Origin of the sequence: Halobiforma nitratireducens JCM 10879 (assembly GCF_000337895.1) — an archaeon.
Classification (GTDB): Archaea; Halobacteriota; Halobacteria; order Halobacteriales; family Natrialbaceae; genus Natronobacterium; species Natronobacterium nitratireducens.
Genome location: NZ_AOMA01000014.1, coordinates 18,277 through 29,348 on the forward strand (window position 1 = coordinate 18,277; position 11,072 = coordinate 29,348).

The window sequence follows — 11,072 nt, forward strand, 5'->3', positions numbered from 1 at the left end:
GGTAACCGATTCACCCGATATCTGTGTTATCCGTCGCCCGAGACGCCATCACGGGCCGCCGCCACGACCGAGGCCACCCGACTCGAGGCCACCGGATTCGTCGTTTCCCCGTCCTCTTTCAGGGCCGTGCCGACGACGAGTCCGTCCGCACCCGCCTCGAGGAAGTCACCGGCCGTCTCGGCGGTCACCCCGCTTCCGACCAGCACCGGTGTGTCCGGGACGGCCGACGACACCCGACGCACGTCCTCGAGCGACGTCTCCGCGCCGGTTCCCGATCCCGAGACGAGCACGCCGTCGGCCTTCCCACGTCCGACCGTTTCCTCGGCGGCCTGCTCGATGCCCGTCTCGCCGACCGGGGTGGCGTGTTTGACGTGGACGTCGGCGAGCACCGCGACGTCGGCCTCGAGTCGCTCCCGCAGTCGTATCGTCTCGTGGGCCCGGCCCTCGAGGATGCCCTGATCGGTCGCAGCCGTCCCGACGTGGACGTTGACCCGGACGAAATCGGCGTCGGCCGCGGCCGCGATCGACAGCGCCGCCTCGGCGTCGTTTCTGAGGACGTTGATGCCGAGCGGAACGTCGACCTCTCGTCGGATCACCGCAGCGATCGCGGTCATCTCCGCGACGACGTGTTTCGGGACGGACTCCGGGTAGAACGGCGCGTCGCCGAAGTTCTCGAGGACGATCCCGTCGATTCCGCCCGCGACGAGGGCGCGAGCGTCCTCGAGGGCGCGTTCGCGGATTGCCTCGCGATCGCCGTCGAACGCCGGCGCGCCGGGCAGGGCGGGCAAGTGAACCATACCGATCACCGGACGCGCGGCGTCGAACCGCTCGCGAAACGCAGGTCGAGCCTGGGAACCCATGCGGAGCCGTGGCATCTCGAGGGAGAAATACCGTTCGCTCGATTCGCGATCCGCGATCTCTGGACGGGAACGGCGAACCCGTTCGGTACCGTCGCGCAATCCGGCAAAGCCGTCCCCGTCCACGCTCGTTTTTCGTTCGGGGTGGCTATCCCCGGGTACATGAGCGACCTCTTCTCGCCGCTGACGTTGCGTGACTGCGAGATTCCCAACCGGATTGCGGTCTCCCCGATGTGCCAGTACTCCTGTGAGCCGGATGGCCTCCCGACCGAGTGGCATCGCGTCCACCTCGGGAGTCGGGCCGTCGGCGGCGCGGGCATCGTGATGACCGAAGCGACCGCCGTCGAGCCCCGTGGTCGGATCACGGCACACGATCTGGGCATCTGGAACGACCAACAGGCCGAGGCCCTGCAGCCGATCACCGCGTTCATCCGCGAGCAGGGTGGGGTGCCGGCGATCCAGCTCGCCCACGCAGGCCACAAAGCCAGCAAGACCCGTCCCTGGGACGGGAACGACCCCATCGCACCGGACGAGACCGATCCCGACGGCGCGGAGGGGTGGGAAGTGATCTCGCCTTCCCCCGACGCGTACCCACCGTTCTCGGGCGATCGACCCGCCATGCGGAAGGCGACCCAGGACGACATCGAGGGCGTCATCGACGCCTACCGCGACGCCGCGGAACGCTCGCTCGAGGCGGGCTTCGATATCGCGGAGGTCCATGCGGCCCACGGCTACCTGCTTCACGAGTTCCTTTCGCCGGTCACGAACCGTCGCGACGACGACTACGGGGGGAGCTTCGAGGACCGGACGCGGCTTCTCCGTGAGGTTACCGTTGCCGTCCGCGAGGTCTGGCCCGAGGACAAGCCGGTCTTCGTCCGCATCTCCGGGACCGACTGGCTCGAGGACGAGTTCTCCGCCTCGTGGGATGTCGACCAGTCGGCCCGACTGGCCGCCGACCTCGCCGATCTGGGCGTCGACCTGATCGACATAAGTTCGGGCGGACTCCACCCCGATCAGGCGGCACCTGGCGGACCGAACTTCCAGGTACCTCTGGCCGAAGCGGTCAGTGAGAGCGCAGATGTCGCCGTCGGCACTGTCGGCGGGGTCACCGAACCCGAGCAGGCCGACGCGCTCGTCCGGAACGGCCGCGCGGACCTCGTGTTGGTCGGCCGGGAGTTCCTCCGGGACCCGTACTTCGGACTGCGCGCGGGCGAGGCCCTCGAGGAGGACGGAGCGGCGTCAGAGCGGTGGCCGATACAGTATCGACGGGCGGTGCAGTAGGGCGGACACGCCCTGTTTAAAACGCGCGTCGAACATATTCCCTCAATGTCCCAGTTCGTGGGAGGGCACGGTCGTTTCAATGAGCCCGTCGTTCGACCGTTCGAGTGACGCATGACCGTACACGAAGACAATCGACGAACGTTCCTGAAGGCGGCGGGCGTGACGGGCGCTGCAGTGCTCGCTGCCGGCTGTCTCGGGGACGACAACGGAGACGACGGTGACGACGGCGACGACGGTAACGGCGAAGACGACGGCCCGGACGGATACGAGATTGATCCCGGCACGGCGATCGAACTCGACGGACAGACGCCCGGCTGGGTCGGTATCGCCCCCGGTGAGATCGAAGGAGAGGAGAACCCGACGCTCATCCTTCAAGAAGGAGAAGAGTACGAGATCGGCTGGACCGAAGGCGACGGCTCCCCGCACAACATCGCCATCTGGGACGACGACGGTGATGTCGTCGACGACCTCGCGACACCGGAAGTCTCCGACCCTGGCGACGACCAGTGGCTCGAGTTCACGGCAAGCGACGAGATGGCCGAGTACGTCTGTGAACCCCACGAGACGACGATGATAGCCGATATCGTCGTCGAGTGACCACCGGTCGTCTCGTCGTACCCACCGCTCGAACCCGACCGCACCGCACGCAGAACGAACCCCAAATCACGTTGTCTCGACCGGCGATCGCTGCCGATCCGGCTCCGATCGCCGGAGTCCGTTCCCTTTCTCGTCGTACCTACGATGCTCTCCGCATTTCGTGGCCCTCGTGTCTCCGTTACTCACCGACTGGCGGCCGTCGGTTCGTCCTCGCCGTCGGCAGCGCTCACGCGTAGCCCGTCGTTTCGCGTCGCGTGTACCCGCTGGGGGTACGGAATCGAGATTCCCTCCCGTTCGAACGCCGCCACGATCGCTTCGATCGCCGCCGTCCTGGCGTCGTGTTCCCGTCGCTTCGTCGGGTCCCCGATCCAGAGTTGAACCTCGAGAACGATCGCCGAGTCGCCGAACTGTCTGGCGACTGCTTGTGGTGCGGGCGTGTCCTTGCTCGCCTCGAGAGCACTGACGGCGTCGACGGCGACCTTCCTGGCGTGTGTGACGTTCGCCTCGTAATCGACGCCGACCTCGAGGTCGATCCGGAGCTGATCGTTGCGTGAGTAGTTGACGAGTTGGCTGTCGGTCACCTCGTCGTTGGGAACCAGGACGTGTCTGTCGTCGAACGTCTGGACCTTGGTAGTGAAGACGGTGACGTCCGTGACGATGCCGTCGGTCTCGTTGACCCGGACCCAGTCGCCGACGTGGAACGGACGCGAGAACAGCAGGACGAACCCGGCCAGCAGTGCGGCGAGGGTCTCGCGTGCGGTCAGGGCGACGATGGCGGTGATCGCGCCCGCGCCGATGAAGACGTTCGTGAGGTCGATCCCCCACAGCGTGAGGATCACGATTCCGACGAAACCGACGATCGTCACGTCGGCGACGTGGTAGGCGACCTCGCTTTGGTGTTTCGTGATCGCGTTGGTCTGTGCGGCTTTGTCGATCGACCTGTTGACGACCCGGACCGCGAGATACGCCGCGACGACGAGCGCTGCGGTGACGAGTTGCTGGGCGACGACCCAGCGATTGACGGTTATCGTCTCGATCGTCATCCAGAGTACGGACGTGACACGCCAGACGACGCTGAGCCCGTAGACCATCACGACGATGACGGCTCCGGCGGCGAGGATCGAGACGATCTCGCCGATCTGGCCGCCGTACTGCCGCTCGACGGCGGGACGAACGCGGCGGATAGCCACAGCGAAGCCGATCGCGAGTGCGACGATCACCGTCGTCGCGAGCAGTCGTAACTCGAGCGTAGAGAGATACGTCTCCTGTAGCTGTGAGACCGGGTCGGAACCCAGCGGAGACTGAAAGACGTGAAACGGAGAACCCACCATGCGGACCAGGGAGTAGCGTGGCGGCTCGATTGTACTCGAGGCCGGCAGTTTCAGGTCCCAGGGGGAGAGAGTCGCGGCGGCCCCGTCGACGCCCTGACCGTCGGCAGGGACTGTCGTCCGACGACGTTTGCGTGCCCGAACCAGTGTGGCTGGCGGACTGTCGGGTTCGTCTACGGATGATTTATGTTTCTGTGTGAACACGTCCCCATATGGCATCGCCCTCCACTGATCGCCGAACCGTACTCCGAGCAGGCGCGGGGACAGCCGTGCTCGCTCTCACTGGCGGCTGTACTGCCTTCGGGACGGAGTCGGAATCGAGCGACTCCCTCGAGCCGGAGCTGCCGACGACAGACGAAATTCAGTCGGTGCTCGACGGGGAGTGGGAACGGGACGAGGAGTCGATTACCGCGCCGCTTGCCGACGACGCGACCGTCCTCACTGCGTTCTCGCACGCGCCCGAGGACGACGAGATGGCCACCCACGCCGACCAGTACCCGCGTCTCGACGTTGCCGGGCTGGCACAACTGCTCGTCCGGACACACGACGATACCGACGGCGCACGGGAGTGGTACGACGACCACCCGGACGGACAGCGTGGTCTCGAGGCCGCTGGCGTCGCCACCGAAAGCATCGTCGGCGGCGTCAGCCCGTCCGGCGAGCCGTCTCAGGCACGCGTCCTCTTCCGTGACGCGACCGCCGTCGGCTGGGTCTCGTACTGGACGTTCCGCAGTCGGTCCGCGGAGGAATACGAGACGACTGCACTCGAGTTAGCGGAAACGGTCCACGAATCCTGGCGAAGCGAGTGAGCTTCCGACTTCGAACGCAGTCGGTAGGGACTCCGAAGCCGAGAAACAGCCGTGCTTCGGACCGCGGTTACTCCTCGTCGCGCCACTTGATCGAACAGCCACGGGACGGCTGCCACTCGAGGTCGACGGTCTCGCCTGCCAGCACCGCGTCGATGGCCTCTCGTACGTGGTGGCGCGTCGCCTCGTCGTCGGGGTCCATGGCGTCGTCGAGTCGCCCCTGGTAGACGAGCCGGAACTCGTTCTCGTCGTCCTGCTCGAAGAGGAACGGGTCGGGGGTACACGCCGCACCGTAGGCCGCGGCGACCTCCTGGCTCTCGTCGCGGAGGTAGGCGTCGTACTGGATCGTCCCGTCCTCGACGAGTGCGCGCATCTTCTCGAACGAGTCTTCGGGATACTCTTCGGCGTCGTTAGGGTTGATCCCGACGATAGACACGTCGTCGTACTCGTTGGCGAGTTCGTTCAGCAGATCGAACTTCGCTTTCGCGTACGGGCAGTGGTTGCAGGTGAACACGAGCAACAGGGCCTCGTCGTCGGCGAACGATTCGAGCGTGTACGTCTTGCCGTCCGTTCCCTCGAGTTCGAACGCGGGAGCCGGATCGCCGGCCGCGAGTGCGGCGTCGGATTCCTGAAGCGCCATACACCCAGTACCGGCCGCGTGCGTCTTAACAGCGGCGCTCCCGGCGATCGGCCGCGGCATTCGAAGGCCGGTCGAGCGCTCGGCGGGAGCGACGACCCACATATTTGTACCCCCCGCAACATCGATGGGATATGCAAACGCTCGAGGTCACTGACGAACAGTACGCGTTCATCCAGCAGCTCCGGGCCGAAATCTCCGAGGACGTCGTCGGTCGGTACGGATTCGTCCGCGAACAGGACGCGATCCAGTTTCTGATCGACAACCTCGGCGACGAGGTCGACGTGGAACTCGAGGCCGACTACGATCTCTCGGCGACCGACGACGTCGCGGAGTCCGTCGACGCGGCGGTCGCAGGCAAACCGGACCCGAACGAACTCACGTACGACGAGGGGCCGGTTGACGACGGCGTGTCGGACGGAACGGACGGCGATGTGGCGAGCGGCGATACCGACGAAAGCGACGCCGAAGCGGCCGAACCGGCCGATGCCGGGGACGAATCGGAATCGGAATCGGAACCGGAACCGGAACCAGAACCGGAAGCCGAGGCAGAGAGCGACGACGATTCCGAGAGCGGCGACGCCGACGACGACGACATGTTAGACGAGATGATGAGTCTCCTCGAAACGCACGACGACAAGTGGGAGGAGTCGTCCTCGGCGGACTACCGCTACAGCGTCGAGTTGCCGGACGGATCGACCGAAGAGGTACAGACGAAAGACGACGTGCGAGCGTTGCTGTTCAAGAACTACCGTTAGCTTCGGGTCCTCTTTTTCCCCTCCCGTGCCAGCCCGAGAAGGAGAAACAGTGACAATTCTTTGTCCGAGAACAACGCTTTTACCCGCGCTCGCGTTTCGGGGTGGTATGAGCGAACGCGAGGTGCTCGAGTTGCTTCGTGAGAACGCGCGATACTCTGCCACGGACATCGCGCGAATGACCGACCTCGAGGAGAACGAGGTCGAGGCAGCGATCGAGGAACTCGAGGCAGCGGGCGTGATCCGCGGCTATCAGGCCGTCGTCGACTGGGACGCCCTCGAAGCGGAGACGGTCCGGGCCGAGGTCGAACTCAACGTGGAACTCGACCGCGAGACGGGGTACGACGACATCGCAGAGCGCCTCGCGCGGTTCCCGGAGGTTACTGCTCTCCGGCTGGTCAGCGGCGATTACGACTTCGACATGGAAGTCGAGGGCGACTCCATCCGCGAGGTCTCGCAGTTCATCAGCGAGAAGGTCGCCCCGGTGCCCGAGATCACCCAGACGGTCACCCACTACGTGATGACTTCCTACAAGGAGAACGGGATCGAGCTGGGCGACGGCGAGGAGGACGACCGACTCTCGTTCTCGCCATGACCGGGGAGCCGGACAGCCCCGGCGGCGATCGGGAGTTCGATTTCGACCCGGCCGAGCGGGTCCAGGCCGTTCCCCCGTCGGGTATCCGTCGGTTCTTTGAGATCGCCGAAGAACGCGACGACGTCATTTCCCTGGGAGTCGGCGAACCCGACTTCGCGACCCCCTGGACTGCCCGTGACGCCGCCATCGACTCCCTCGAGCAAGGGAAGACCTCCTACACTGCCAACCGCGGCATGCGAGAGCTACGGGAAGCGATCGCCGGCTACGCCACGGACCGGTTCGACCTGGAGTACGACCCCGCGTCGGAGATCATCGTCACGGCGGGCGCGAGCGAGGCCGTCGACCTGGCGTTTCGCGCCTTCGTCGATCCCGGCGACGTGGTCGCGATCGCCCAGCCGTCGTACATCTCCTACGAGCCCGGGGTCACCTTCGCCGGGGGCGAGGTACTGTCGGTTCCCACCCGGGAAGCGGACGAGTTCAGGCTCACCGTCGAAGCCCTCGAGGACGCTGGCGCGGCCGACGCCGAGGTGCTCGTGCTCTGTTACCCGAACAACCCGACCGGGGCGATCATGCGGAAAGGCGAGCTCGAGCCGATCGCCGAGTTCGCCCGCGAGCACGACTTGCTGGTCCTTTCCGACGAGATTTACGCCGAGTTGACCTACGAGGGCGACCACACTTCGATCGCGACGCTGCCGGGCATGCGCGAGCGGACGATCGTCTTCAACGGGTTTTCGAAGGCCCACGCGATGACTGGTCTCCGGCTGGGGTACGCGCTCGGGCCGGCCGATGCGGTCGCCGCGATGAACAAAATCCACCAGTATACGATGCTGTCGGCCCCGACGACCGCCCAGTACGCCGCCCTCGAGGCGCTCGAGTCCTGCGGCGACGAGGTCCGGGATATGGTCGACCAGTACGATCGACGCCGGCAGTTCGTCCTCTCACGGTTCAGGGAGATCGGAATGGACGTCTTCGAAGCGAAGGGTGCGTTCTACTGTTTCCCCGAAGTGCCCGAGGGGTGGACGGGCGAGGCGTTCGCGGAGGAACTGCTGCGCGAGCAGGGCGTCGCCGTCGTCCCGGGTGATGTCTTCGGTACGGGCGGGGAACGTCACCTCAGGGTCTCGTACGCGACGGGACTCGGAGACCTGCGTGAGGCGCTTGCCCGAATCGAGACGTTCGTCGACGAGTGCGGTCCGGACCGGACACGGACTGGCTCTGCTTCTGTTTCCGGGTCAGGGTCCGTCCCGGAGACCGAGAGTGAACCCGGAGCCGAAGTCGAACCCGAGCGCTAGCCCGCACGGGCAGCCGTCCGATCAGGACAGTCGAGCCGCCACGTCCGCCTCGGTGATTATTCCGACGGTCTCTCCCGCTTCGGTGATCATTACGGCCTTGTAGTGCTCGAGTAGGTTGCTGATCTCGTCGAGCGACGCGTCCTTGGAGACGGTCGGGAAGCTCTCGCTCATATGCTGTTCGACGGACTCGTTGCGAGCCTCCGAATCGAGCTGGACGAGGTCGCTCTGGCTGATCGAGCCGACCGGAATCCCGTCCTGGATGACCGCGAGCTGGGAGTAGGCTTCTTCTTCCATCTTGCGAGCCGCTTCGCTGACCGGATCGTCGGGCGAGACGCTGACCACGGCCTCGTTCATCAGGTCCGCCGCGTGGATGACGTCGCTCTCGGCCTGCTCGAGGGCGTTGACGATTCGGCGGAGCGTCGAGAGTCGCGGATCGACGTCACCACCTTCGATTCGGGCGATCAGGGGCTGGGAAACCTCTGCCTTCTCGGCGAGTTCGCTCTGGGTCAGCCCGAGTTCGGTACGCCGTTGGCGGAGGTCCGCCGGCGTCGGGAGTTCCATACAGCACAATAACCACGGGTTATCAAAAGTACTTTGGGTCGGTCCTCGTCCCGGGACGAGCGATCGCACCCGACGGCGGTCACATGAGGGTACAAGGGGACGGATTATCCACGCAGTCGCCGATAGTACGTCCACTCCATGACTGGCAAGCACACGTGGGCGATCCCAGAGGGGTACATTCCCGAGGGGAGTACTGGTCCCGAACCCGAGATGCGCAGCCACGAATCCCTCTGCGTGCTCAACACGGCCGATGAAGAGGCGACCGTCGAGATCACGGTCTACTTCCCCGACCGGGAGCCGGTCGGGCCCTACGAGAAGACGGTCCCTGCTGAGCGCACCGCACACTTCCGGTTCGACGAGTTCGACGATCCCGAGGCGATTCCCGAAGGCGAGCCGTTCGCGAGCGTGATCGAGTCGGACCTCCCGATCGTCTGTCAACACACTCGACTGGACTCGAGGCAGGCCGAGAACGCGTTGCTCTCGACGATCGCGTATCCGGGTGAGTAGCCGTCGACGACGAGTGACCCCCCGAGTGGACGAACTGGTCCGGCAGCGTCTCGTTCGACCGACCGAATCACCGAACCCGAAAGCGAGGCCACGGTCCAATCGATCCTCCGAGACGGTGTTTCGGTTTGGATATGACGAGGTTACGGGATCGTTCCGTTCTACGGCGAGTCGCTGCGACGACGCTTTGCAGCCCGCTCTTCGGAGGTGTCCGCGGTGACGACCTCGTACAGCAGCGCCCGTCGCCCGTCTTCCTTCGGGCGGAGGATTCGCCCCAGCCGCTGGGTAAACTCCCGCTCGCTTGCGCTGCCCGAGAGGACGACCGCGACCGACGCATCGGGGACGTCGACGCCTTCGTCGAGGACGTTTGAGGTCGCGATCCGGCTGTACGTTCCCTCCCGGAACCGCTCGAGGACCTCCCGGCGCTCGGCGGCTCCGGTGCGATGGGTGATCGTCGGGATCAGGAACCGCTCGCTGACCTCGTAGGCGAGGTCGTTGTGCGCCGTAAAGACTATCGTTCGCGCCTCTCGGTGACGATCGAGGATCGACTCGAGCGCGTCGATCTTTGCCTCACTGCCGCGGGCGATTTCGCGAGCGCGCTGGCGTGCCAGCAGCGCCTCTCGTGCGGCGGGGTCCGACCCAGATCGTTTGACGAGTTCCTGGTAGTCGGAGCCGCTTTGCATTCGAATGTTCGACTGCGCGAGGTAGTCGGTGAACGTCTCCTGGTTGCGTTCGTACTCCTCGCGTTCGTCGGCAGTAAGCGTCACCTCGAGGCGCTTTAGATCGTACGGTGCGAGGTGCTCGCCGGCGAGTTCGTCGGCGTCGATCCGGTGGACGAGCGGGCCGACGATCCGCTCGATCACGTCGTGGGCACCGTCCGGGCGTTCGAACGTCGCGGTGAGTCCGAGTCGTCCGGGCGCAGCGAGCAGGCGACCGATCTCGCGGTACCCCTCCCCGCCGAGGTGGTGGACCTCGTCGAAGACGACGAGCCCGAACCGGTCGCCGATCGAATCGGCCTTGAGGTACGCCGAGTCGTACGTCGAGACGGTAATCGGCTCGAGCCGTTGCTCGCCGCCGCCGAGACGACCGATAGAGACGCCGTCGGCCGACCCGACCCCCCTCGCTCCGCCGGCACCGAACTCCGCCTCGAGTTCCCGTTCCCACTGTTCCAGCAGATCGATCGTCGGGACGACGACCAGCGTCGGCACGCCGAGGCGTTCGATCGCCGCCAACGCGACGACGGTCTTGCCGCTCCCGGTCGGCAGCTCGAGGATACCGGCTGGAGCCGTTCCGATCCCGGCCTCCGGCTCGGTCGCTCCGTCGGCCCACCGGTCCGTCTCCAGCCAGGACGACAGCGCCTCCTGCTGGTACGCCCGGAGTTCGTACGTCGACTCGAGCGGAGGAAGCGACGGAAGCGAGAGGACGCCATCGTCGATCGTGGACGTGCCGACCGCTTCGAGCAGCGCCGCCCTGAGTCGCGCGTACCGAAACGCCGGCGACCGGTGACCGCCGGTCCGCGGGTCGTCTGCGAGTTCGAGTCTAGCGTCCGATTTCCGGAGCCGACGAACCGTCGTCTCCTCGAGGCCGTCGACGCGGACCGTCCCGTCCTCGTATCGGAGCGCAATCGTGTTCGGTTCGAACGACGGCGACCGCGTCACGGTCCCGACTGGGCGTTCGAAGATCAAATACTGTCGGGATCGCTTTGCAGTTTGCAGTTTCCTCGCAACGCGCCCGCGGGCGACTTTATGGTCTCGAGTCCTGTCGTACGTCGCATGTTGCTCCGTTGCGAGGTCATCTAATCCTCCTCTCAGGCGTTCACTCCACTGTTCTTCGTGAGACTTGTAGGGAATTGGACGCCGTCT

At 65.6% G+C, this 11,072-nt stretch carries 12 protein-coding genes; 7 read left to right on the forward strand and 5 right to left on the reverse strand.

Annotation, left to right across the window (positions count from 1 at the left end):
* Window positions 1-26: 26 nt before the first annotated feature.
* Window positions 27-860 (reverse strand): BtpA/SgcQ family protein, encoded by an 834-nt coding sequence (locus C446_RS01960; protein ID WP_049919975.1) that lies wholly within the window; start codon window positions 858-860, stop codon window positions 27-29.
* 159 nt (window positions 861-1,019) lie between these two features.
* Between C446_RS01960 and C446_RS01965 the strand changes: the two genes are divergently transcribed.
* Both C446_RS01965 and C446_RS01970 read left to right on the forward strand, forming a co-directional pair.
* Window positions 1,020-2,138 (forward strand): NADH:flavin oxidoreductase/NADH oxidase, encoded by a 1,119-nt coding sequence (locus C446_RS01965; protein WP_006671372.1) that lies wholly within the window; start codon window positions 1,020-1,022, stop codon window positions 2,136-2,138.
* A gap of 111 nt (window positions 2,139-2,249) precedes the next feature.
* Window positions 2,250-2,735: a twin-arginine translocation signal domain-containing protein gene (locus tag C446_RS01970; protein WP_006671373.1), complete on the forward strand. Its 486-nt coding sequence runs from the start codon at window positions 2,250-2,252 to the stop codon at window positions 2,733-2,735.
* A gap of 182 nt (window positions 2,736-2,917) precedes the next feature.
* On the opposite strand, the gene C446_RS01975 is transcribed toward C446_RS01970, so the two are convergent.
* Entirely contained in the window at window positions 2,918-4,066 is a 1,149-nt protein-coding gene (locus tag C446_RS01975) for a mechanosensitive ion channel family protein (RefSeq protein ID WP_006671374.1), read from the reverse strand.
* A 209-nt stretch (window positions 4,067-4,275) separates the two neighbouring features.
* On the opposite strand from C446_RS01975, the gene C446_RS01980 reads away from it, so the two are divergent.
* A complete protein-coding gene (locus C446_RS01980) occupies window positions 4,276-4,872 on the forward strand; it encodes a hypothetical protein (RefSeq protein ID WP_083861042.1) in 597 nt (198 codons plus the stop codon).
* A gap of 67 nt (window positions 4,873-4,939) precedes the next feature.
* Here C446_RS01980 and C446_RS01985 read toward each other — a convergent pair whose 3' ends face one another.
* Window positions 4,940-5,509 (reverse strand): thioredoxin family protein, encoded by a 570-nt coding sequence (locus tag C446_RS01985; RefSeq protein WP_049919976.1) that lies wholly within the window; start codon window positions 5,507-5,509, stop codon window positions 4,940-4,942.
* A 131-nt stretch (window positions 5,510-5,640) separates the two neighbouring features.
* Between C446_RS01985 and C446_RS01990 the strand changes: the two genes are divergently transcribed.
* The 3 genes from C446_RS01990 to C446_RS02000 all read left to right on the forward strand — a co-directional run bounded on the left by C446_RS01990 (window position 5,641) and on the right by C446_RS02000 (window position 8,145).
* Entirely contained in the window at window positions 5,641-6,264 is a 624-nt protein-coding gene (locus C446_RS01990) for a hypothetical protein (protein ID WP_006671377.1), read from the forward strand.
* Between the two features lie 106 nt (window positions 6,265-6,370).
* Entirely contained in the window at window positions 6,371-6,856 is a 486-nt protein-coding gene (locus tag C446_RS01995) for an Lrp/AsnC family transcriptional regulator (RefSeq protein ID WP_006671378.1), read from the forward strand.
* The gene (locus tag C446_RS02000) at window positions 6,853-8,145 is read left to right on the forward strand and encodes a pyridoxal phosphate-dependent aminotransferase (protein ID WP_006671379.1); all 1,293 of its coding nucleotides are present in this window, start codon (window positions 6,853-6,855) and stop codon (window positions 8,143-8,145) included. Before C446_RS01995 ends, C446_RS02000 begins: the two co-directional genes overlap by 4 nt.
* A gap of 21 nt (window positions 8,146-8,166) precedes the next feature.
* Here C446_RS02000 and C446_RS02005 read toward each other — a convergent pair whose 3' ends face one another.
* Complete coding sequence (locus C446_RS02005) at window positions 8,167-8,706, reverse strand: CBS domain-containing protein (RefSeq protein WP_006671380.1); 540 nt, start codon at window positions 8,704-8,706, stop codon at window positions 8,167-8,169.
* A 138-nt stretch (window positions 8,707-8,844) separates the two neighbouring features.
* Between C446_RS02005 and C446_RS02010 the strand changes: the two genes are divergently transcribed.
* Window positions 8,845-9,213: a sensory rhodopsin transducer gene (locus C446_RS02010; RefSeq protein ID WP_006671381.1), complete on the forward strand. Its 369-nt coding sequence runs from the start codon at window positions 8,845-8,847 to the stop codon at window positions 9,211-9,213.
* 158 nt (window positions 9,214-9,371) lie between these two features.
* Here the strand turns inward: C446_RS02010 and C446_RS02015 are convergent, their stop codons facing one another.
* Entirely contained in the window at window positions 9,372-10,868 is a 1,497-nt protein-coding gene (locus C446_RS02015) for a DEAD/DEAH box helicase family protein (RefSeq protein WP_049919972.1), read from the reverse strand.
* Window positions 10,869-11,072: the final 204 nt, after the last annotated feature.

Coding starts and splice junctions, on each gene's coding strand:
- C446_RS01960 (WP_049919975.1), bottom strand. CDS start 860: ATGGGTTCCCAGGCTCGACCTGCGTTTCGCGAGCGGTTCGACGCCGCG.
- C446_RS01965 (WP_006671372.1), top strand. CDS start 1,020: ATGAGCGACCTCTTCTCGCCGCTGACGTTGCGTGACTGCGAGATTCCC.
- C446_RS01970 (WP_006671373.1), top strand. CDS start 2,250: ATGACCGTACACGAAGACAATCGACGAACGTTCCTGAAGGCGGCGGGC.
- C446_RS01975 (WP_006671374.1), bottom strand. CDS start 4,066: ATGGTGGGTTCTCCGTTTCACGTCTTTCAGTCTCCGCTGGGTTCCGAC.
- C446_RS01980 (WP_083861042.1), top strand. CDS start 4,276: ATGGCATCGCCCTCCACTGATCGCCGAACCGTACTCCGAGCAGGCGCG.
- C446_RS01985 (WP_049919976.1), bottom strand. CDS start 5,509: ATGGCGCTTCAGGAATCCGACGCCGCACTCGCGGCCGGCGATCCGGCT.
- C446_RS01990 (WP_006671377.1), top strand. CDS start 5,641: ATGCAAACGCTCGAGGTCACTGACGAACAGTACGCGTTCATCCAGCAG.
- C446_RS01995 (WP_006671378.1), top strand. CDS start 6,371: ATGAGCGAACGCGAGGTGCTCGAGTTGCTTCGTGAGAACGCGCGATAC.
- C446_RS02000 (WP_006671379.1), top strand. CDS start 6,853: ATGACCGGGGAGCCGGACAGCCCCGGCGGCGATCGGGAGTTCGATTTC.
- C446_RS02005 (WP_006671380.1), bottom strand. CDS start 8,706: ATGGAACTCCCGACGCCGGCGGACCTCCGCCAACGGCGTACCGAACTC.
- C446_RS02010 (WP_006671381.1), top strand. CDS start 8,845: ATGACTGGCAAGCACACGTGGGCGATCCCAGAGGGGTACATTCCCGAG.